This window comes from Hwanghaeella grinnelliae, from assembly GCF_004005845.1.
Taxonomy (GTDB): Bacteria; Pseudomonadota; Alphaproteobacteria; order UBA8366; family Aestuariispiraceae; genus Hwanghaeella; species Hwanghaeella grinnelliae.
This window is the reverse complement of the sequence record NZ_SADE01000003.1, coordinates 354,920-375,674: the sequence shown is the minus strand read 5'-3', so window position 1 is coordinate 375,674 and position 20,755 is coordinate 354,920. Positions and strand designations below refer to the sequence as shown.

The 20,755-nt window shown below is 53.7% G+C and carries 20 protein-coding genes and 1 pseudogene; 7 read left to right on the top strand and 14 right to left on the bottom strand.

Translation table 11 applies throughout. The features are described 5' to 3' along the window. Positions 1-20: 20 nt before the first annotated feature. Positions 21-866, bottom strand: a complete 846-nt coding sequence (locus EOI86_RS18735; RefSeq protein ID WP_127767115.1) for a PEP-CTERM sorting domain-containing protein — start codon at positions 864-866, stop codon at positions 21-23. Positions 867-1,005: 139 nt separating this feature from the next. Here EOI86_RS18735 and EOI86_RS18730 point away from each other — a divergent pair, with 139 nt between their 5' ends. The 3 genes from EOI86_RS18730 to EOI86_RS18720 all read left to right on the top strand — a co-directional run bounded on the left by EOI86_RS18730 (position 1,006) and on the right by EOI86_RS18720 (position 5,084). After that, positions 1,006-1,191: a hypothetical protein gene (locus EOI86_RS18730; RefSeq protein WP_205032259.1), complete on the top strand. Its 186-nt coding sequence runs from the start codon at positions 1,006-1,008 to the stop codon at positions 1,189-1,191. Then, entirely contained in the window at positions 1,181-1,792 is a 612-nt protein-coding gene (locus tag EOI86_RS18725; protein ID WP_127767113.1) for a PAS domain-containing protein, read from the top strand. Before EOI86_RS18730 ends, EOI86_RS18725 begins: the two co-directional genes overlap by 11 nt. A 316-nt stretch (positions 1,793-2,108) precedes the next feature. Then, positions 2,109-5,084: a pentapeptide repeat-containing protein gene (locus EOI86_RS18720; RefSeq protein WP_127767111.1), complete on the top strand. Its 2,976-nt coding sequence runs from the start codon at positions 2,109-2,111 to the stop codon at positions 5,082-5,084. A 75-nt stretch (positions 5,085-5,159) separates the two neighbouring features. On the opposite strand, the gene EOI86_RS18715 is transcribed toward EOI86_RS18720, so the two are convergent. Beyond that, on the bottom strand, positions 5,160-7,586 hold the full coding sequence (locus EOI86_RS18715; RefSeq protein ID WP_127767109.1) for a GcvT family protein: 2,427 nt from the start codon (positions 7,584-7,586) through the stop codon (positions 5,160-5,162). 44 nt (positions 7,587-7,630) lie between these two features. After that, positions 7,631-9,250: a trimethylamine methyltransferase family protein gene (locus EOI86_RS18710; RefSeq protein ID WP_205032258.1), complete on the bottom strand. Its 1,620-nt coding sequence runs from the start codon at positions 9,248-9,250 to the stop codon at positions 7,631-7,633. A gap of 190 nt (positions 9,251-9,440) precedes the next feature. On the opposite strand from EOI86_RS18710, the gene gcvA reads away from it, so the two are divergent. After that, a complete protein-coding gene (gene gcvA / locus EOI86_RS18705; protein ID WP_127767107.1) occupies positions 9,441-10,349 on the top strand; it encodes a transcriptional regulator GcvA in 909 nt (302 codons plus the stop codon). 697 nt (positions 10,350-11,046) lie between these two features. Here the strand turns inward: gcvA and EOI86_RS18700 are convergent. From EOI86_RS18700 to EOI86_RS18690, 3 genes are all read right to left on the bottom strand, one after another. Next, the gene (locus tag EOI86_RS18700; protein WP_127767105.1) at positions 11,047-11,349 is read right to left on the bottom strand and encodes a hypothetical protein; all 303 of its coding nucleotides are present in this window, start codon (positions 11,347-11,349) and stop codon (positions 11,047-11,049) included. Between the two features lie 950 nt (positions 11,350-12,299). Further along, on the bottom strand, positions 12,300-12,605 hold the full coding sequence (locus EOI86_RS18695; protein WP_127767103.1) for a hypothetical protein: 306 nt from the start codon (positions 12,603-12,605) through the stop codon (positions 12,300-12,302). A gap of 13 nt (positions 12,606-12,618) precedes the next feature. Next, positions 12,619-13,671 carry an RHS repeat-associated core domain-containing protein gene (locus EOI86_RS18690; protein ID WP_127767101.1) on the bottom strand — a complete coding sequence of 351 codons (1,053 nt, stop codon included), beginning with the start codon at positions 13,669-13,671 and terminating at the stop codon, positions 12,619-12,621. A 162-nt stretch (positions 13,672-13,833) separates the two neighbouring features. On the opposite strand from EOI86_RS18690, the gene EOI86_RS18685 reads away from it, so the two are divergent. Continuing rightward, positions 13,834-14,022: a hypothetical protein gene (locus EOI86_RS18685; RefSeq protein ID WP_127767099.1), complete on the top strand. Its 189-nt coding sequence runs from the start codon at positions 13,834-13,836 to the stop codon at positions 14,020-14,022. Positions 14,023-14,381: 359 nt separating this feature from the next. On the opposite strand, the gene EOI86_RS18680 is transcribed toward EOI86_RS18685, so the two are convergent. The 3 genes from EOI86_RS18680 to EOI86_RS18670 form a co-directional block, all read right to left on the bottom strand. Next, positions 14,382-14,963, bottom strand: coding sequence for an SMI1/KNR4 family protein (locus tag EOI86_RS18680; protein WP_127767097.1), 582 nt, complete (start codon positions 14,961-14,963; stop codon positions 14,382-14,384). A gap of 2 nt (positions 14,964-14,965) precedes the next feature. After that, positions 14,966-16,069 (bottom strand): RHS repeat-associated core domain-containing protein, encoded by a 1,104-nt coding sequence (locus EOI86_RS18675; protein ID WP_127767095.1) that lies wholly within the window; start codon positions 16,067-16,069, stop codon positions 14,966-14,968. A gap of 114 nt (positions 16,070-16,183) precedes the next feature. Further along, positions 16,184-16,585 carry a hypothetical protein gene (locus EOI86_RS18670; RefSeq protein WP_127767093.1) on the bottom strand — a complete coding sequence of 134 codons (402 nt, stop codon included), beginning with the start codon at positions 16,583-16,585 and terminating at the stop codon, positions 16,184-16,186. 201 nt (positions 16,586-16,786) lie between these two features. On the opposite strand from EOI86_RS18670, the gene EOI86_RS18665 reads away from it, so the two are divergent. Beyond that, complete coding sequence (locus EOI86_RS18665; protein WP_127767091.1) at positions 16,787-17,383, top strand: hypothetical protein; 597 nt, start codon at positions 16,787-16,789, stop codon at positions 17,381-17,383. A gap of 272 nt (positions 17,384-17,655) precedes the next feature. On the opposite strand, the pseudogene EOI86_RS18660 reads toward EOI86_RS18665, so the two are convergent. Further along, a pseudogene (locus EOI86_RS18660) lies at positions 17,656-17,775 on the bottom strand (transposase domain-containing protein); the annotation flags it as partial. A 120-nt stretch (positions 17,776-17,895) separates the two neighbouring features. After that, on the bottom strand, positions 17,896-18,498 hold the full coding sequence (locus tag EOI86_RS18655; RefSeq protein WP_127767089.1) for a DUF416 family protein: 603 nt from the start codon (positions 18,496-18,498) through the stop codon (positions 17,896-17,898). A 111-nt stretch (positions 18,499-18,609) separates the two neighbouring features. Here EOI86_RS18655 and EOI86_RS18650 point away from each other — a divergent pair, with 111 nt between their 5' ends. Then, the gene (locus EOI86_RS18650; protein ID WP_161973899.1) at positions 18,610-18,870 is read left to right on the top strand and encodes an integrase core domain-containing protein; all 261 of its coding nucleotides are present in this window, start codon (positions 18,610-18,612) and stop codon (positions 18,868-18,870) included. Positions 18,871-18,935: 65 nt separating this feature from the next. Here EOI86_RS18650 and EOI86_RS18645 read toward each other — a convergent pair whose 3' ends face one another. The 3 genes from EOI86_RS18645 to EOI86_RS18630 are packed head-to-tail and all read right to left on the bottom strand — an operon-like array spanning position 18,936 to position 20,677. Next, a complete protein-coding gene (locus EOI86_RS18645) occupies positions 18,936-19,259 on the bottom strand; it encodes a hypothetical protein (protein ID WP_127767085.1) in 324 nt (107 codons plus the stop codon). An 8-nt stretch (positions 19,260-19,267) separates the two neighbouring features. Further along, positions 19,268-20,293, bottom strand: coding sequence for an RHS repeat-associated core domain-containing protein (locus EOI86_RS18640; protein WP_153811696.1), 1,026 nt, complete (start codon positions 20,291-20,293; stop codon positions 19,268-19,270). Between the two features lie 45 nt (positions 20,294-20,338). Beyond that, positions 20,339-20,677, bottom strand: a complete 339-nt coding sequence (locus tag EOI86_RS18630) for a hypothetical protein (RefSeq protein WP_127767080.1) — start codon at positions 20,675-20,677, stop codon at positions 20,339-20,341. Positions 20,678-20,755: the final 78 nt, after the last annotated feature.

The following is a 20,755-nucleotide window of genomic DNA, read 5'->3' as shown; positions in this document are numbered from 1 at the left end:
CCAAAGCGCTACGTCGTCGCTTAGACTTTCGCCCGGCGCCTGAACCGCCCGACGATGCCGAACAGGCCCAGACCGCTCAACAGAAGGGGCAGGGCCGCCGGAACCGGGACGGCAGAGATGTTCAACTGCGTCGCGTCCACCGCGATGCCGCCGTCGATGTCGATATTGGTGAACCAGCCATAGCGGTTGCCGCCGACTTCGCCGGGAATGGTGTCCGCCGCGTTGGTGCGGGTCTCCGTGAACAGAAGGACGCTCGCCGCATTGTAAAGGTTCAGGTCCACGGCGAGTTGGCCGCCGTCTTCGCGGAACAGATGCTCGAAGATATACCAGCCCGTTTCCGTGACCTCGAAATGGTTCAGGTTTTCCAGGTCCTGGCGCGGATCGAAATTGGTATTGTTGCTGCCGCCCACCAGAAGCGAGCCGGTGGAGGTGTCTTTCGCCACATGGAAGATGAAGTCGCGTTGGTGGCCCCCGTCGGACCCGCTGGATGCGACCGAATAGTCGAACCCTTCGCCGGCGGCCCAGCTCGTGTCCAGATAGATCGCGGCGCTGGCGGAGTAGGTGCCGGGGAAGGTGTCGCGAAATCCGTCGAACCGCGTGAAGGCCCCGGACACTCCGATCCCCTGCGTATCCGTTTGCTGGAAGTTCGCGTAGAAATTCCCTTCATGGGCCGCGATGCCGTCGGTGCCGCTGGCCTGGCGCGTCACGCTGCCGGTCCAGCCGGAATTCTCGTCGAACCAGCCCGCCGTATCCGTTTCAAACCCTTGGTCGAACACCGTTGCCGCCTGGGCCGCGCCCGACCCCAGGACCATCAAGGCCGATGCGGTGACCGCGCCCTTAAGAAAATCTCTGCCCGCAAAACGCATAACATTCTCCCCAAAATCACATGGAACATTCATATTAGGATGCATTGATTGTGCGGGTCGCGGACGTTTAATCCAAATCATTTCAGACCCTTATGCGGGTCTGGAGGACAACGGCGGTGGACTTTATAAACGATTGTTAATGTTTCGCTTGGAAGGCCTGCTTTTCGACCCGATCTATTCCGGCAAGGACCTGCAAGGCCTGATCGACCAAACCCGCAAAGTCACTTTCGACGTCATGGACAACGTCGTCTTCCTCCACACCGGCGGCAGCGCCGCGCTCTTCGGCTACCCGGAGATTTTCGATCTGCCGGGGTATGGGCAATAGTCATGATGCTGTGACGCACAGTAACGCGAGACACACCATGAACGAAATGATCAGCAGCGGCCCGGCCGAGTCGGCCTTTTATTTTGAGAAGATGGTTGAGCTGTTTGATTACTGGGTAGCATTGCCTGGGGACAAGCCAAGACGTGCCGTTGATCCTTTAACACTCGGCGCGCGGCTGATCCCCCATGTCAGCCTTGGCGCGCTGATCGATGGATGCACGGACTATCGGTACGACCTCATCAGTTCCGAATTGAACGCGGTTGCGCCTCGGCTGCGGCCCGGCAGCCGGTCCAGCGATGCGATGCGCATTCAAAAAACAAAAACAGATCTTGTCCATGAACTATTCATGTCAACAGGCAGAACTATCGAGCCAAAGGTTCTGCGGCTCACCTATGCCTCCATGGAAGGTAGGCCGCGCGGAATTTACACCATGTTTCTGCCTCTCGGCCGGCAACCCGGCCCAACCGGCAAGGACGTCGCCAGTGATCTGATGATCGGGCTTTGGAGTTTCGAACTAAAGGAATCCTTCCAGCGAGACGAATACGAAGACCTTTTAGAAGAATTCACCACCTTCCGCGCGTCGCGCTTAGCGGCATCGTGACGATGCACGCGACCACGTTCCATAGCTAGGCTGGATCCACGGAGGTTGTACCGCAAGGGATGTTCTCTTGGAACGTAACAATCGACTTTTGAATTATTTAGTAAACTGTCACTGTAACCCGGACATATGACTGCACGCAACGACGGCTATACCTTCATCAAGCCCTTGCCCAAGAGGGGGCCGTCCACATATGTCACCGGAATGACTGACATATTTTCACAAAAAAACTAGGAACTCCCACCGGCATTATTATCGACTAAAAAGTGCTTTATGATCTACTGTATCAACCAACGCCATAATCATAAAGGTGGGGGTGATGGAGATCGCATTTGAGAAGCCAACAAGGCATCGTGAGGTACTAAACGCGTCCGTAACGTCGATTTCTCTTTTTCTGAGTGGAATTCTATCCTACGCAACTGGGAATCCAATTGCATATGGCCGGTTTGCTGCTGGTTCTATTGGTAAGATCAAGTCAATAGTTGAGGACCTTAAAGGTAGAGACACCTCAAGCCCCGAAAACCTTGCTTGGGTTTGGTTTACAATGACAGTGTCTGGAGCTACCGAAGAATTCCTAAAACAGCTTAATCGGGAAGCGAATTTTAATTCTCAACTCCCTATTCGCACGGGTCGTACAGTAGCGGAACGGGAGATCGGTCTAAAAAAATTCTTAGAGAAAGCTCTATCTGTACCATCAGATGCAAACTTTGACGCTTCGATACTTCAGTTTCCAAGTGCCCATGCCGCCTTTTCACCAGCCCGACAAGCGATACCACAGTTCATTGTTGATGTTACCCCATGGATAGATATTGATCTGGAACGTTGGCAGCATGTTTTTGATACGTGCTTGGCAAATACTGCGAGTTACGTCCTGTCAGCCCATTTCTCTATTTTCGAACCGCTTATCAAAATTGCAACCAGTACGTTTTCAGAGGCTGCAGCTTGGGAAATTGCGTGGGCTAGGCATGGTGAATGGATACATCAACGTTTTCGCGCCGCTCCAGTTTTCTCTCCCGACGAATCTGTATTAACGCCCCTATCCGAAATATATTTAAGGTTGCGATGTTATTGGCATGAAACAGATCAAGAATTCCCAAATGAAAAATCCAAGAAAACAGTAATAAAATGTGAGGCAAACTTAGGAGATTTGCACCGTACGGTAGAGGAGTGGCTTGGTCGAAAAACAAAAGGAAGAGATGTCATCCGGATTGTAGCTGGTGGGCCAGGGTCAGGGAAATCCTCATTTGCGAAAGCATTTGCGTCCGAGTTGCTCGATCGTGGCATAGCAAGAGTACTCTTCATAGAGCTTCAGCACCTCAGCTTTTCAGGCGATCTCCATTTGGATATTGGTTCGTACCTGTCACGCAGCAACCGTTTGACCGGTGATGAGGGATCGCCCGGCTTTGCAGCTAATCCACTTGATCGTTTAAAGGACGACACTAAACCTACACTAATAATTTTTGATGGTCTCGACGAGTTAACTCATGATGCAGAGAAGGCAGGTGATTTAGCGCGAAAGTTTATTGCCAGTGCGTTACAGCTGCTCGTTATGCAAAATCAAGGTGGAGATAAAATCAGAGGTCTCATACTTGGCCGAAATCTTGCCGCGCAAGAAGGTATGAAGGAAGCAGGGCTGTCACTAGTTACGCTTCTAAATGTAGCGCCAATTCGCGACTTAAGTAACGATGACTTGCGTCCACATATGCGGGCCGACAATTGGCATCATCTTGAGGTTATTTATCCCGATTTGTCGAAAGAACTGACCAAAGATCAAAGGCCGGATTATTGGAGACGTTGGGCGATATCTCAGGGCATGGACCCAAATGTTCAGCCAGAGGCGATCACGCATGAAGACCTATCAGATTTGAATGTAGAACCGCTTTTACTGCATCTTCTAATACTTTCAGATTATTGCGGTGATCGTTGGCAGGAAGCCGCGGACAACAGAAATCTAGTTTATGAGGATATATTACGAAAGGTGCGGCAGCGAAATGAACTTAAAGCATTGGGGGCCGCTACTCCGAGGGAGTCTGACTTCTTTCTGCTAATGGAATGCCTGGGACTAAGTGCCTGGAGAGGAAATGTCAGGGCAGGAGACGAAGAAACTTACAACGAGATCCGACGCCTACATGCAAAATCTCTGGAAAAGGTCGCAGCAACAGATCTAGAAAGTGTTTTGTTGTTAACTCATACGCGGCAAATCGAAGGCTCCATGAGGGGTTTCGAATTTATTCACAAGAGCTTTGGTGAGTATTTGGCGGCGCGAGGCATGCTCACACAGGCCGAGTTGGCTGCGACGCGAATGACGAGAGACGAGGACCCGTTTGATGAGGAAAGAGTGGCGTCAATGTGGGCTCAAGTCATCAATGACGCTGAACTGTCTAGAGAGTTAATTCGTTTCTTGAGAGATCAAATTCGATTGCTTTGTCAAAATTCCCATGCCGCAGCAGAAAAATTAAAGGAGTGTCTCGAGAAGTTAGTGAATTGGATTCACACGAACGGTGTTTCCCTAGTGCCTGAAACACGTGAAACTTTTCGACACCTTGAAACAAGACAGCGCTGCGCAGAGGCGTCTCTTTTTGCACTAACTAGTATACTCTCGGAAACCCTGATCACGTTGCACCAAGGAGATATAAATGAAGATTACCTCCAAAGTCGGCGTGTGAAAGTTGATTGGAGTATGGGCGAGGCGGCTGTGATGTTCCACCGCATAGGGGTAACAGTAGGCCATCCCGCAAAAAGAGCATTGGCTGCACTTGATATAAGTTCGGAGGAACTTGAACACGTAAACTTGGTTAATTCGATAATGCCGTATTCTAACTTTGGTGATGCAAAGCTGTCAGGAGCAAATTTGTCTCATGCAATACTAGTGCGAGCCAATTTCCGTGAGACTATGGCGGGCGAATCCGATTTCTCAAGCGCAGCAATCAATTTTGGTGAGTTTCAAGAATCAAGTTTTGTTGGCTGCAATTTCAGCTCTGCCGATGTACGGATGGCAAATTTTGAAAACGCAAATCTAAATCGCTCCGATTTTAGAGATGTTAATTTGGAAGGTGCTAGTTTTGCAGGTGTGGCTGCACGTCTAACTGATTTTACCGGTTGCACATCTATGACGCAAAAGCAGTTGAATCATATGTTTGGCGTAAAAGAAGGTGCAGGGAGAACGGAGATTCCAGACCATCTGGAGTATCCGGACTTTTGGCACACCGAAGCGGAAAGAGGAAGAAAAGCCTTGGCGCTATGGGATGATTTTTTTGCTGCGTATCATGAATGGTTGGGTCCCAAAGCGGAGTAAGAAGACCTATCGTCTTGGCCCTTGCCCTTGTAGCCGGAGATGGAGCAAAAGTTGTTTTCTTGTCGATAGCGAAAGCTACTGTTTCAACCGCTGATTCCCCTTATCATAAACCGGTTCCGCCAACACGGTCGCCTTGCGCGCCTGCCCCAGCACCAGCACATCGAATGTCGTTCCCGGCGCAACGAAGTCCGGTTTCACATAGGCGAAGACGAGGCTCTTGCCTGTCCGGTGGCCGAAACCGCCTGAGGTGGTGATGCCGATGTTTTGGTCGCCCGCCATGACGGCTTCGCCGCCGCGTGCGTCGCTGTCGCCCGGTTCCAATTCGCAATAGACAAGTTGTTGGGCCACACCATCCTGCTTGCGCTGTTGGGTGGCGGCTTTGCCGATGAAGTCTTCCTTGTCGAAACGGCAGAAGCGGAGCATGTCGGCTTCGATCATGGTTATCTCGTTCGTCATTTCCGCCGCGTAGCCCTTATAGGCTTTTTCGATCCGCATGGCGTTGACCGCATAGGTGCCGAAATCAACGAGGCCCAAGGGGCGGCCCGCTTCCTCGATCGCCATATAGAGTTTCGGCAGGTCGGCCATGGGCGCGTGAAGCTCCCACCCCAATTCGCCGACATAGTTGACGCGCAGCGCGCGCAAGGCGACGCCCGCTATCACGACCTCCTGCCCGGTCAGCCATTTGAAGCTTTCGTTGGACAGGTCCGCGTCGGTAAGGCTCGCCAGGATGTCGCGCGCCTTCGGCCCGGCGAGGACGAGGTTGCCCCAATCGTCGGTGATGTTGGCGATCGTCACGTCCTCACGGGGGAGGACATGCTGGGTCAGCCAATCGAAATCGCGGATTTCCGCCGCGGCGCCGGACAGCAGATAGAACCGGTCGTCGGCAAGTCGCGTGATGGTGCATTCGCCTTCGATCCGCCCATGCTCGTTCAGAAAATGGCAGAGGCCGATCCCGCCTTTGCGTTTCGGGATTTTGTTGGCGACGAGCCGGTCGAGAAACGCTTCCGCGCCTGCCCCGGTTACATCGAATTTCGCGAAGCCTGAGAGGTCGCAGACCCCGGCCGCGTCCATCACGCCCTTGCATTCCGCCGCCACCGCGTCGAAACCGTTGTTGTGCTTGAAGGTGATTTCCTCCTCCCGCCCGTCGGGGGAGAAATATTTCGGGCGTTCCCAGCCGAAGGTGGGGGCATAGAGCGCGCCTTTTTGCTTGAGGATGGTGTAGAGGCTGGAGGTGCGCGCGCCGCGCCCGGCGGGCCGTTCCTCACCGGGCAGGTGCAGGGCGTACATATGGGTGTAGTCCTCGAAAGACCGCTCCCGCACATGGACCTCGTTCGCATAGGGGCCGAAGCGGCGCGGGTCGAGGCCGGCCATGTTGATATCCGCCTCCCCATGCACCATCCATTGCGCCAGATACTTGCCGCAACCGGCCCCCTGGGCGATGCCGATGGAGGCCCCGTTGCACATCCAGTAATTCTTCAAGCCGCCCGCCGGGCCCAGCAGCGGGTTGGCGTCCGGCGTATGCGGGATGGCGCCGTTGACGATGCGCTTGATGCCCGCATTGGCGAAGATCGGCATGCGTTCCATGACGCGCTCGATCCAGGGCATGATGCGGTCCAGCTCCTCGGTGAACAGCTCGTTTTCCGACTCCCATTCCGGGAAGCCGCCGCGTTCGGCCCAGGCTTCCTTGGCGTTTTCAGTCTCGTAAATCCCGATCAGGCCGGCCTTCTGTTCCTGCCGGTAATAGGAGGAGGGATAGGGGTCGCGCATCACCACCATTTCCTCATCGCGGTCGAGGAATTCCTGGATCGGGTCGGTGACGATGTAATGGTGCGTCATATTGGTGATCGGCACATCCACGCCCGCCATCTCCGCCACCTTGCGGGCATAGCAGCCGGCGGCGTTCACCACATGCTCGCAAGTGACGGTGCCCTGTTCGGTCACCACTTGCCATTCGCCGCTCGGCAACTGGTTGATCTCCAGCACCCGGTTGTTGCGGATGATTTCCGCGCCCATGTCGCGCGCGCCCTTGGCCAGCGCGTTGCAGCAGCCGGCCGGGTCCACATGGCCGTCATCCAGGGTCCAGGCCCCGGCCAGCACGCCGGTCGTGTCGACGAAGGGGTTGATGCGATTGATCTCGTCCGGCCCGACGATCTGCATGCGGAAGCCGATCATCTTGCTGACGCCTTCCACATGTTTGAACCAGTCCAGTTCGGCCTCGTTCGTCGCGAAGCGGATGCCGCCGCAGCCGTGCCAGGAAACGTATTGCCCGGTCTTTTCCTCAAGCGTGGGATAAAGCGTGTTGCTGTAATGGTGGATCATCGCCATGGAATAATCGGCGACGAAGTTGGGGCACTGACCCGCCGCGTGCCAGGTGGAGCCTGAGGTCAGTTCGCCCTTCTCGATCAGCAGGGAGTCGGTCCAGCCTTCCTCCGCCAGGTGATAGAGCAGGCCGCAGCCCATGATGCCCCCGCCGACGATGACGACCCGCGCATGATCCCGCATGAAATTCTCCCCCTGCTTACGCAATCGCACTCTGAAAATTGGTGTTAGGTCGGCATCATCCTGGCACGGTCAAGGCGGACCGGGAAGCGGTCGCGCAGGTCCGCGTCCAACTCATCGGAAATATGCCGGGGGAAATGCGTGGTGAGAATTTCCGCCACTTTCTTTTCCGCCCGGTCGATGATGGTGGGCGATCCCTGTTCGACCCATTCCTTCGGGCTGGCCCGGCAGCCGATCACCGGATAGGCGTATTCCGATTGCATCAGGTCCAGGGTCTGGGCGTGACCCAGGTAATGGCCCGGCCCCGTGGTGCAGACATCGCGCATCGCCTCGACCGAAATGCTCTCATCGTCGACCCGGATTCCCGCCACCGTGCGCAACGCCCCGCCGATACTGTCATTGTCGATCACCATGCTTTCCAGGCAGGCGCCTAGCAGGCTGGCATGCATCCCGGCGGATTCGTAAACAAGGTTGGCGCCGGAATTGCCGACCAGCGCGTGGTTGTAGCCTTTCTCGTATCCCGCCTGGGCGTCGGGCATCTTGGCGTCGCTCATCCCGGCACAGACGCCGCCGGTCAGGTCATAGAACCGGGCCATCTGGGCGCAGGCCGACATCAACAACGCCTGTTCCCCGCTGCCGCCCGACATGGCGCCGGTCCGCAGGTCGCTGACGAAGGGCCAGGTGCCGAAGATGCAGGGATGGCTGGGTTTGATCAGATTGACATAGACCAGGCCGGCCAGGACCTCCGCCACTTCCTGAACCACCGCGCCGGCCAGCGCCGCCGGGCTGGTCGCGCCCGCCTGGCCCGCCGCCAGCAGCAGGATCGGCATGCCCTCGCGCACGCCCAGTTCCATCGTACTGCAGGCGTCTTCCGCGAATTTCAGCGGCGGCACCACGAAACAGCAGGACATGCTGACGAAGGGCCGGTCGCGCCATTGCTTCTCCCCGCCCGCGATGGCGTGCAGCATTTCCATGCTGACCGCCAGATGGTCCGGATGCACCCAGCTTGCGCCCACATGTTTTGACGTCCCGCTGACCGCGGCGTAACAGGTGTTGAAATCCATCTCCAACGGGTCGGGCAGGTCGCGGCAGACGACCATGCGCTGGAAGAAATGAATGTTGTCCAACGCGTCGGCCATGCGGGCCAGATCATAGAGATCGGCGCTGGTCGATTCCCGATAGGCGCCTGTCCTGGCGTCGATCATATGAACCGCCGCGCCCGCCGTGCCGAAATAGACCTTGTCGCCCCACGGTTCCATGTCGTGGCGCGGGTCGCGGGCGTAAAGCGGGAAATTTCGCGCGGCGCTGGCGATCGTGTCTTCGACCAGGGCCCTGGGGAACAGAAGGCGTCCCTGTGGGGATAGAGAACCGCCGGCGGCGAGAACAAGATCGCGGCAACTGGGAATCGCATCGGCGAGCCCGATCTGTTCAAGGACGTCCAGGGCAGCATGGTGAATTTTTTCGATGTCATGACCGGTCAACGGTTGATAGCGGCCGCCTTCCAGGCCGGGCCGGATCGCGCGTTTATCCGCCGCCAGCGGCGCGGATCGGATCGCCTTGCGGGCGGCGCGGCCGCCCAACCGTCTCGCCGGCCTTTTTCCAGCGCTGGAATCGGCGGAAGAATCAGCGGAAGAATCGGCATCGTCAGGCATCAACAGGTCGGCCATTTGAACATCCCACCCTATATTTTTATTTCCCGAAACGTCCTCCCGATCGCGATTTTTCAGCAAACGATTGATTCTCACTTCGACTTGAATTCAACTAACCTTATCCGAATGTGTGGAATGTTGCGTCGCAGCATTTGCAGGCATTTCCGGGTGTTTCATGGACATCTAATGTGAGGGGAGCTAACGGCCCATGCCCCGCAAACTGCCATCGCTCAGCGCTGCGAAAGCCTTCGAGGCGGCCGCCCGGCTTTTGAGTTTCCGCGCTGCGGCGGAGGAGCTCTCCGTCACCCATTCGGCCATCAGCCATCAGGTGAAATCGCTTGAGGCTCAATTGGGCGTTCTGCTGTTCAAGCGCGGTCCGCAATCGGTTTCGTTGACCGAAGCCGGCCGGCTCTATTTCCCCGTCCTGCGGGACGCGCTGGACCGGATCGCGGAAGGGACGGAACTGGTCCGGGCGATGGAAAGCCCCAAGGAACTGACCGTCCAGGTCTATATCACCATGGCGGTGAACTGGCTGATCCCGCGGCTCTACGATTTCCAGCAACGTTTCCCGGATATCAAGGTGCGGTTGGAAACCTCGCGCGTTTCCTGGGATTTCGATGCGGAACATGCCGATCTCGGCATCGTCCTGCAAACCCCAAGTGACCCCAGCGTCCACCGGGAAGTGCTCGCCCGTGCCGCGGTCACGCCGCTATGCAGTCCGAAACTGCTGGGCGGCAAGAACGGCATCAGCCGGCCGGAGGATCTGCACCGTTTCCCGCTGCTGAAAATCTATACCTCGCCGCAGGACTGGCCGACCTGGTTCAAGAAGGCCGGGGTGGAAGCGGCGGTGGAAAGCGAAGCGATCACGGTCGACAGCTATATCCTGGCGTATGAGGCGGCGATGGAAGGGCAGGGGGTCGCCATGGGCTTGCGCCCCTTCGCCATGCCGGATTTGAAGGTGGAACGCCGGCTGGTGGCGCCCTTTGGCATTGTCGCCGAACGCCCCGATTCCTGGCTGCTGGTCTGCCGTCCCGAACGCCTGGACCGCCCCGCCGTCCGCGCTTTCCGAAACTGGCTTCGTGAGGCCGCCGGCACCGCGCCCGCCAAAGTCGCGTGACGCGGCAAGGCTTCTGACCCGGAAGCCGGGGTCCCTCGGGATCGAAAATCCAAGGATTCCGCCGGAATCATCGCGGTGGCGCGGGCCGGTGGATTATTCCGCAGTATTCCGGTGAGTATTCCGGTGGCGGTTTACTTAACTATTTCGACTGAAGCTACCGTTGTCTGGCGCGATGTGCGGATAGAAAAATAAGTAAACTGTCGCTGTAATTACTAATTAGTTGGACTGTTGGAATTGTTCGCTGGTTGGACTTGAAGAAAGAGTAATAAGTTAACTGTCACCGTATTTCGATATGGTCGAGCGTGTCTAGGTTGAGCTCAGGTGTTGCTATTTAATGCACTGCCACCGACACTCTACACCATCACTGTAAAGGTTACTTCTTAAGGCTCATTGAGTTCCCACTCTTCACGTACACCTAAGCCGGTAATGATACAGCCAAGTATTATGCCAACTACAGTCATCCCTACGATTATGTCCGCCGAGACCGGCACTTCGAAGACAGCAATCGTGTGTATAGATGCAATAGTCGAAAGTGTAACTGTTATTCCAATGTCAGCCTTTAGTGATTTCCGATAGGTACGTTTTTTCCGAAAAAGAAAACCAAACAACGAAACTATCTTGTATCTACCTAACCATATGAGCCAGAGAAAAAGTAGAGCTACATACCCCAATATTGAGACAGACATTTTTAGTTCCTTCATTTTTCTGGAATGTTGCCATATCCGACTGTTTCCGAAGCATGGCCCGCAATCTTATCTTGGAAATAGGCAGCTATTCCTTTTAGTGGTTTTCTCAAGACCGTCGGGACGAGACCTGCCACCCCACTGAATATCGCTGGACCGATGTGACCAGGGTCACCAGTAGCATATGACGCGGCCAGATGGGCTGCGGTGGTAAATCCCGCGCCGATCCCCTTGCTTAGACCACCGGCAAAAGCGGCAGTTCCTGCTGCAGCTTCAAATGTAATTCCAGCTGGCAGCCCGACCCCAGTTCCCGCCAAGACAGCTCCTGCCACAGCCAAACCACCAGCGGCTAAAAGAGTAATAAGTTAACTGTCACCGTAATTCCGCACTGCGCGCTTCGGTGAAGACCTTGTGAATCCACCTTACGTTTCTCCGCATAGCTGCCAATCTTTATGTGACCGCAGTGGAAAGTTTCTCTTCCATCGTGGGTTGACTTTTCGAAGGTCCGCCAGGGAAAAATCGATTGGTACGACGTTTTCATACTCTTCATTTGGGTTGCGAGACTTTAGGGCTTTCAAAGTCATTTCCGCACTGAACCACAAATAGCATTTGAGATATATCTTGTCGTAGTCTGTTAGTTTTTTATCCGATTCGATCTTTTGCCAGCACAATTCGAAAATCGTTTTGGCGTCCTGAAAAGCTCTCACTCTATGCTTTATACAAGCTTTAATTAACAAAACATTTGGAGGGAGGCTTTCGTCTCGAATAGGCAGATAATTGATTAGGTTGTTGGCTTTCTCCAGATCTGACCTAGATACAGCTTCCCATGCATTTGTAGCCATAGTGCCGACTTTTACAGCGTTGTAGGCATCCCTAATTAGTTTCACTGACCACCTCCCTAATTGCCAAATACATCAAGGATAGTTCGAATAGTTTCAATCACGATCCCCTTTTCATTTTTGGGGTCCGGATGTTACTGTGACAGTTTACTTAATTAGTTGGACTGTTGGAACTGTTCGCTGGTTGGACTTAGTGTTACCGTGACAGTGTTACGGTGACAGTTTACTTAATTAATTGGACGTGTGGAACTGTTCGCTGGTTGGACTTGAAGAAATAAAAAAATAAGTAAACTGTCACCGTAAATGCCATATCCTGCTAACCGGCGAATACAGATGGCCGAAAAGAGCTTAGCGTAGGATCCTGCCCCCTCCGGCACTCGACCCCACCATCACCGTCATTGGCGTAATGCCGATCACCGTAATTTCGATTATGATCGATTTTGCCGCCATTCTTCCGTTCCACCAATTCCAGCCGTAATCGCACCACAAAGCAGAGCAATAAGGAAGACGAGCATTGTGAAGTGGTAGGGTAATGTGGGGACAAGCAATACTGCTGCAAGTAAGGCGGCTACAGATCCAAATATAACTGTAAACCCAATGTCTGTTTTTCGGGACTTCTGATGCAAGATTCGCTTCCCAACAATAAAACCAACTACAAAAATTATTTTGTCTCGCAGCAAAACTATCGCCCAAAGTATTGCAATTAGGACGTAGCTCAAAAATACAGCAGACATGGCCGATTTTCCTTTATTCTTCCGGAATACTACCGTAGCCGATGCTTTCAGAGGCAGCCCCGGCAATCTTATCCTGAAAATAGGATGCAATATGCCCTAATTTAAATGGCGCAACTCCAGCCGTGAAGTCGAAAAGGGCCGGCCCTAAATACCCTGGATCGTCAGTAGCTACGGCAGCTAATACATGGGAGGCGAACCGAAGGGTGGATCCAATGCCTTTACTAAGGACTCCAGTCGTTGCTAGTCCACCGGCAGCAGCTTCGAATGAGATTCCAGCAGGAAGTCCTATACCAGTCCCGGCTAAAACGGCGCCTCCTACAGCAAGAGCGCCCGCTCCGATCAACGCTTTGTCGCCTGCGGAATCGAAGGCCTGCCCCAATCGCTTCATTCCATTCGCCAAGTCTAGCAAAAGCCGTCTTTGTGCTGGTGTCGCGGGGGGGGGAGCCCGAAGCGGCGCTGTATCGTGCATTCTTTGTCGCTGCTCTTGCCTCGCTTTGACAGAGCTCGACCGCATGACAGTGTTCGCATTGCTGCTGCTCCCTGCGTTCTTCGCCAACCCCGTCGGATCTGTGAAGTTGACTGGATCGTTCCCCACATAGGCATAGAGGTTCATGCCGTCGCCATATCCGATGGGATCGGTCTGAAGGAAGCGACCGAGCGTGGGGTGATAGTAGCGTGCGCGGTAATAATAGAGCCCGGTCTCGGGATCGAGCCTGCGTCCTGTGTAGCGATAGGGGTTGCCGGTCGCGGCCTGCGTCGCCGGGCTCTGGCCGTAGGGGTCGTATGCGTATTTCTCGACGACGGTTCCGGTGTCGTTCGTCATGGCGACGACGGAGCCTTGGGCGTCGGTGTGATAGTATTGGCGATTGCCTGTCGAGGCGTCGACCATGGCGACGGGCTCGTCGATGCCGGGCCCATAGACGTAGCGGCGGATGAGGGCAGGGGATCCGGCCCCCGTCGCGTCGTATTCGGCGATCTCCTCCGACCCGTCAGAAAGGTATTGGATGACCGACGTGCCGTTGATTTCCTTGGCATGGCGCCTGCCGGCGGGATCCCGGAGTTGCAACGGGGGCGAAGAGAACCTGATCGCTGGTGATCGTGGTGACGGAAGGCAGGCGGTTCTCGGTATCGTAGGTATAGGCGTTGAACCCGTCCGAGGTTAGGGAACCGTTGCGGTCATATGTGATAGCCCCGAAGCCCCCTCAGGAACAGATGGGACCGCGGTGTATTGGTTGAGCGCGTTGACGGTGTAGAGCGCCGCGCTGTCATTGGCCGGCCGGAAGAGATTGGCGGTGTCGGAGACGGTCATGGAGGCCCGCTGGCCCACATTGTTGTAGGTGAAGCCGTATTCCAGGAAGGGCTGGGCCGCGGTGTCGATATGGTCGAGCGCGGCGAGGTCAAGCTCAAGCGCAAATAATTAATGCACTGTCACCGCAATTAGCATGGCCCAGCATACAGCGGGGAGTGGTGTTACTCAATAAAGTGCACTGTCACCGTAATTCCTGTCACCGTAATTCCGGTTCAATCTTTCTTCTTTGGAGCGCGATGAGGGCCCGGGTGCGACTGCCATTTGGGCCGGGGCTTGCGTTAGGGGTTTGGGTGACATGGCTGTATGGAGCAATACTGCTCGATCTGAGCTTCTGATCGAAAACACATGGACGCGCGCGAGACATCTTCAATAAGAAAAATGTACTGTCGCCGAGATCTACACTCAATGACCGCCAAACCTTCATCCAATCCTTGCCCAAATGGGGCCATCCACATATGTCGCCGTCCTTAACTTGTCCAAAAATCGAGGCCTGGATTATAGCGCTGTGCGATATCAGCTTGCGCTTCGTCGTCCATTTCCAGATAACCTTCGGCGGTTATAAACACTATCCCCTTGTCGTAACATTCACTGAATGTCTGCAACATAGAAGCTAGGCTCAAATATTCTGTATCTTGATTTGGCTCACCCAACAGAAAGCCGATTACAGGCGCGTGCCTGCCATTTGCTTTGGAAAAATCCAAGGCATAGAAATCGCCACCACCATTGGAGAATATTGGAAACCAATACGGCTTCCACCTATCGTCATCTTTGAAAGAGAGAAAGCAAGTGATGGCATCTTCAAGGCTAAGAAAATAGTAACCTGGTATAATATGTATATTATCAAGTACTGTTCCCAGTTTTACATCCGTACCATTTCTCCATTGATATAAGTCAATCAGTTCTTCAGGTGGAGATAACCCTATTTTCTGAAACATTTTCGAAATTTCGTCTTTATCAATTGGATCGTTTAGCAACTTGCAAACTGGAAAATTCCAGTTGTGTAAATGCAGCAGCATGTTGTTTAGATGTTCAGAGATATTTTTTTGCATAATTAGTCTGCAATCCTCACGCTAAAGGCATCTCCATCTTTGATATTATTTTTACTATAGAATTGGCTGAGTTGCCCACCTTGAATATTTTGCTCAGGGGCGCATGCTGCGGCAACGCAAGCCCCTGAACCGCCTTGCTTTGTTGACGCGAAAGGGTACTCATCTAGTGACCGATTGGGTCCTGGCGCTTCTTGGCCACGCAGGGCATTTCTTCTGTTTTGTCGTATCTGACTCTTGGAAGTTACTCGATTTAACGTTGATGGTGCCCCTTTCGAAAGGGCGTTTTCTATGTTGCGAGCGATTCCCGGTGTCGTCGATTTACTCACCTGAAATACTGGGGTGTTCGCTATTTTCACACCTGTTTTTGCAAACCGAGCAGCGCCAACAGCGTTTCCTACTATAGGTACTGCCGCTGCCAGATCTAGTGCGGCATCCGCATAGTTTCCTCGGCCCAACGATATTGCAGCATTTGTGAGGTCGGCGAATATCCCGAGCCCAGGAATCTGTCCTGCAAGGGAAAGCCCGGACTGCACGACGTCGAGTGCATTTGATCCGCCGAACCCAGGAACCTTTGACCCACGATTCCCGCCACCTACAGCGGACTTCGCCAACCCTGTCGGATCCGAGAAGTTAACCGGATCGTTCCCCACATAGGCATAGAGGTTCATGCCATCGCCGTATCCGATGGGATCGGTCTGAAGGAACCGTCCGAGGGTGGGGTGGTAGTACCTGGCGCGGTAGTAGTAGAGCCCGGTCTTGGGATCGAGCCTGCGTCCTGTATATCGATAGGGGTTCCCGGTCGTGGCCTGCGTCGCGGGGCTCTGCCCGTAGGGGTCGTAGGCGTATTGCTCGACGACGGTTCCGGCATCGTTCGTCATGGCGACGACGGAGCCTTGGGCGTCGGTGTGATAGTACTGACGGTCGCCTGTTGAGGCCTCGACCATGGCGACGGGCTCGTCGATGCCGGGCCCATAGACGTAGCGGCGCAGCAGCACGCCGTCGCCGTATTCGGCGATCTCCTCCGACCCGTCAGAAAGGTATTGGATGCCCGACGTGCCGTTGATTTCCTTGGCATGGCGCCTGCCGGCGGGATCCCGGAGTTGCAACGGGGGCGAAGAGGACCTGGTCGCTTGTCATGGTGGTGACGGAGGTCAGGCGGTTCTCGGTATCGTAGGTATAGGCGTTGAACCCGTCGGAGGTGAGGGACCCGTTTCCGCGTTTTACTTCAGATCCCTTATGGCACTGTCTATTAATGTTGCTTGGTCGGAGAAAAGTTTCTCGAAGTCTCGAAGCCACACGTCAATTTTTTCCTGTGACTTGGGAGGGGAAATATCCTTATTCAAAATGGTTGAAGGCCCGTCGGCAATAATCAGACCATCTTCATGAACAACGTCCGATTCAATAACAATGGTGTCTCCGACCGTTCTTACATCGGCGGTAATAGCAATTTCTTCGCCGTCAGTGTCCTTGAGTACGCTTACATATGCACGCAAAAGAAACGCGCTGTTCGAGCTGAAACCGACACTCGCGGTAAGTCCTTCATGGCATTCCAACAACTGGTCTCGGAGGGAATACAATACAGGTTCCAATTTTGCCTTAAAGGCACTGACAAGCTTATCCATTGGTGTTTACCTACTTTTTTACCTGTCCGACTATAGCATCAGTGAGTTCTTGTGTTAGAGGGTGGGGAGTTCCACTCCCTCTGCTGTTTATCCAGCCCTGCATTTGTGACATATCTTTGGGTTGAATAGACACATGGCCTGTTTTTGGATTGTCACAAACCGCGCATAATTTGTTTAGCTTCGTAGTATCGATGATTTGGTTTGACAGCGTTTGTTGGAGGGGTGATTGGCGCAGCCGTGCAAACATTTGTAGAAGTGAGCAACGGTTCATTCGACAATGGGTTCAATGGTAAAGCAGCTCTCAGAATTCTAACTTCCGCAGGTGCAGGCGCACTTGGTGGCGGCTTGGGGTTTTCCACCGCAGGTCTTGGCATAGTCGCCCGTTCCGCCTTGAATGTCGGCGGAAGTTCGGCAATTGGAGGTACAAGTGCCGTTGTTCAACAGTATATAAATCAGGGGCAGGTTACCAAAGACGAAGTCGCCCGTGGTGCTTTTATCGGATTGTTGACTGGTGGTGTTGCGACTGCGGCAGGTGAGGGCTTTAGAGCAGCGGGTAGGGCTGTGGCTAGTAGAGACTACAATTCTCTATCGACATCTCAGAAACTCTTCGCGGAGAGTTTTGCCAAGAACAACAAACAAATTGGCATTAATTACGGTGATGCACCTAGCCCTTCGTATACGGCCTTTGGCACGGCAGCATCATCTGCGCTCTCTAGTGCTGGGTCTTTGTACGACTTGAAAGGACCAGATTCGACTGGGACAACCTCATCGTGTAGTGCAAAACGTGGATGTCGATGATGTGGAGTTTTTTGACTAGGAATTGGCACCATGTTCTATTTCACCTCGTGAAGGACAATGTGATCGCGCTGCTGATTGCAGTTGTAGGGTATTTTGGGGCGCTCCTGGTCTATGATTCATTGAGTTTGACACTCTCGGACATTGTTATGATTTCCATAGTGGGTGGGACAATGATGGCCTTTTGGCATCTTTTTGAACAATTCAAGAGCTGAAGATTTTCAGTAGCCGTCCGGTGAGCCCGCCCTACCGCGGCCGGATCGGGTCGGATACGCTCAGGTCTGAGCGTAACGCCATGGCAGGAGTTCGTCGATACGGGTGATCTTGTGATCCGCGATGCGTCCAAGCACATCTGTCAGCCAGGCCTGCGGATCGAAGCTGTTCAGCTTCGCTGAAGACGGTGACAGTTTACTTAATTATTTCAATTGAAGGCACTGTGTTCTGGCGCGGTGTACGGATAGAAAATAAGTAAACTGTCACCGTAACACGCTATTACTAAAGCCTTCAGTTGCGCATCAGCGTAAACCAAGGCAACTATCAGTGTTGTTGGACCAACGTTCATGGACTTCTGGCATAGCTTCAAGTATGTCATCACTTAAAGCATACAAGAACGAAAGGTCTTTGCGTTGTCGACAAAGTTCGTTTTGCATTAACTCATGCGACAAAATTTTTTCTTCGAGCTCAGGATCCGTAGGCGAAATAGATTCTAGTTCTTGTACGTACATATCTACAGAATCTCTAGCCAGTGTTACCGCTTCGACAATCGTTTCTGTCTGGTTTCTTTCAAACGCTCGCATGAGCAAGCTCACTGCAATGGCTGCATCCATTGCGGAAGAAACGAAAATAGAATCATACTTTTCGGAACTTGGAGCGACAGACTCGGCCAATTCCGCATTGTATGAAAAATCGATATTGGTTTCCCTATTTTCGAGAGCTGCCCATGCTTGAGCAAGAATTTCTTGTAGTGTTTCTTCGCCAGCTACGCCATTTTCTTTCGAAAATGCTTGGAAACTAGGTATCAGTCTCTGGCATGCCGCTAAGAGAAATGCCAGCTGCTTCCAATAGATGAGACCTTTTAGCAGCTTAAACAGAGCGTTTTCATCGAATTCATTTTCCATTCTAGGGTCTCATCACTTTAACGGCTCAGTTGCCCGCCTTGAGTATTTTGCTCACGGGCGCATACGCAGTTCACGTCCTTTGCATGGACGGACCGGTTGCGGAGGATGGTTGTGCGTATCTCGATGGACGGCAAGTGGCGGTTCCTCGACAACATCTTCGTAGAGCGCCTGTGGCGCACGCTCAAATACGAGTGCGTCTACCTGCATGCCTGGGAGACCGGATCACAGGCCCGGGCCGGTATCCGCAAGTGGATGGACTTCTACAATCAGAAGCGCCCACACACCTCCCTTGGCGGCAAGCCGCCTGCCGTGATCTACTGGCAGGCAATCGATCAAAACCAACCCGATCAGCAGGTGCAGAGAGTAGCTTAATTTACGACGAAATCTGTCCAATGATCGGGGAGTAGCTCATATGTCAACGGAATTGCTGGAAAAATCTAATAGTATTCCTCTGATGTGGTGTTGTTTTTCCGGATTATATCAAGGATTCTCCCTTGTCCAATGACGCGGGAAGCTGCTTGGAGCTTGAACTCATAACCAACTTCTAAGCTTTCCTCATAGTATTCTCCTAGAGGTAGCTCAATAAATGCCAGATATTCCTTTCCAAGTTCAAAAATTGACTCATTGCCCGCCCGAAAAATTCTTGCTGATGTAAGTTTTCCCTTTAAGTTGATAGATGGGGTGACAGGCTCGACATACTGCGGAGCCAGACCTCCTTGTGATTGAGTAAAGAAAGTCACGTTTGCTCTTAGCGCAATCATTTTTCAACCTAATATACATGTTTAATTGAACCAACGAGGGATTTGTTAAAAATATCTAGAACCTCGTTAGGGACTGTTGCAGAACCACTACGTAGTATTACCTCGTCGACCGGAGTACGATCTAGTAGTCGAAAAACATCTCTCGGAATTTCAGCTTTCACTACTGCCACGGTATTTGGGAGCTTGTCCGCGAGTTTCATAGTTTCTTCAAAGTTCATTGCGAACTGTTTCGGCATGGCATTCGGCCCCAAATTGAATGTCGCTGTTCGCGCGATATCGTCAAATTCGCGAACGCCTACGGCACGAAATAACGACACTGTTCCTTTTCCGGCTGCCTTCAAAGTCGAAACCGTACCGCCACCAATTGGTAGTGTTAAAGCGAAGGTGATTGCGTCAAGAGCGAATGCCTCACCGGACGTCATTGGCCGTCCGGGGGTTCCATCGTATCCGTGGCAACTACCCTTACATATGGATTGATTTGAATATTGAGTGCTCCAAACATTCAGCGCGTTGTTTCCGCCCCCTGCATTTTTCGCCAACCCCGTCGGATCCGTGAAGTTGACTGGATCATTCCCGACGTAAGCGTAGAGGTTCATCCCGTCGCCATATCCGATGGGATCGGTCTGAAGGAAGCGACCGAGGGTGGGGTGATAGTACCTGGCGCGGTAGTAGTAGAGCCCTGTTTCGGGATCGAGCCTGCGGCCGGTGTAGCGATAGGGGTTGCCGGTCGCGGCCTGCGTCGCGGGGCTCTGCCCATAGGGGGCGTAGGCGTATTGCTCGACGATTGTTCCGGCATCGTTCGTCATGGCGACGACGGAGCCTTGGGCGTCGGTGTGATAGTATTGGCGATTGCCTGTGGAGGCGTCGACCATGGCGACGGGCTCGTCCACGCCGGGCCCATAGACGTAGCGGCGCAGCAGCACGCCGTCGCCGTATTCGGCGATCTCCTCCGACCCGTCAGAAAGGTATTGGATGACCGACGTGCCGTTGATTTCCTTGGCATGGCGCCTGCCGGCGGGATCCCGGAGTTGCAACGGGGGCGAAGAGGACCTGGTCGCTGGTGATCATGGTGACGGAAGTCAGGCGGTTCTCTGTATCGTAGGTATAGGCGTTGAACCCATCCGAGGTGAGGGATCCGTTTCGGTCATAGGTGATGGCCCCGAAGCCCCCTCAGGAACAGATGGGACCGCGGTGTATTGGTTGAGCGCGTTGACGGTGTAGAGGGCCGCGCTGTCATTGGCCGGCCGGAAGAGATTGGCGGTGTCGGAGACGGTCATGGAGGCGCGCTGGCCTACATTGTTGTAGGTGAAGCCGTATTCCAAGAAGGGCTGGGCCGCGATGTCGATATGGTCAAGCGCGGCAAGGTCGTCATCGGCCTCATAGGCGAAGGTGGTGGAGGTCCCGTTGCCGAGTGTCACGGAAGCGCGGCGGGAGAGGTTGTCAGACGGGCAAGACGGGAGAGGGGCGAAAAATTCAAAGAAACCCTACGAATCGTT

What these genes read in the sequence shown, in the direction of transcription:
- EOI86_RS18655 (WP_127767089.1), bottom strand. Translation starts at nt 18,498, where the DNA reads ATGGAAAATGAATTCGATGAAAACGCTCTGTTTAAGCTGCTAAAAGGT.
- EOI86_RS18715 (WP_127767109.1), bottom strand. Translation starts at nt 7,586, where the DNA reads ATGCGGGATCATGCGCGGGTCGTCATCGTCGGCGGGGGCATCATGGGC.
- EOI86_RS18695 (WP_127767103.1), bottom strand. Translation starts at nt 12,605, where the DNA reads ATGTCTGCTGTATTTTTGAGCTACGTCCTAATTGCAATACTTTGGGCG.
- EOI86_RS18730 (WP_205032259.1), top strand. Translation starts at nt 1,006, where the DNA reads ATGTTTCGCTTGGAAGGCCTGCTTTTCGACCCGATCTATTCCGGCAAG.
- EOI86_RS18735 (WP_127767115.1), bottom strand. Translation starts at nt 866, where the DNA reads ATGCGTTTTGCGGGCAGAGATTTTCTTAAGGGCGCGGTCACCGCATCG.
- EOI86_RS18725 (WP_127767113.1), top strand. Translation starts at nt 1,181, where the DNA reads ATGGGCAATAGTCATGATGCTGTGACGCACAGTAACGCGAGACACACC.
- EOI86_RS18710 (WP_205032258.1), bottom strand. Translation starts at nt 9,250, where the DNA reads ATGGCCGACCTGTTGATGCCTGACGATGCCGATTCTTCCGCTGATTCT.
- EOI86_RS18680 (WP_127767097.1), bottom strand. Translation starts at nt 14,963, where the DNA reads ATGCAAAAAAATATCTCTGAACATCTAAACAACATGCTGCTGCATTTA.
- gcvA (WP_127767107.1), top strand. Translation starts at nt 9,441, where the DNA reads ATGCCCCGCAAACTGCCATCGCTCAGCGCTGCGAAAGCCTTCGAGGCG.
- EOI86_RS18645 (WP_127767085.1), bottom strand. Translation starts at nt 19,259, where the DNA reads ATGATTGCGCTAAGAGCAAACGTGACTTTCTTTACTCAATCACAAGGA.
- EOI86_RS18720 (WP_127767111.1), top strand. Translation starts at nt 2,109, where the DNA reads ATGGAGATCGCATTTGAGAAGCCAACAAGGCATCGTGAGGTACTAAAC.
- EOI86_RS18670 (WP_127767093.1), bottom strand. Translation starts at nt 16,585, where the DNA reads ATGGATAAGCTTGTCAGTGCCTTTAAGGCAAAATTGGAACCTGTATTG.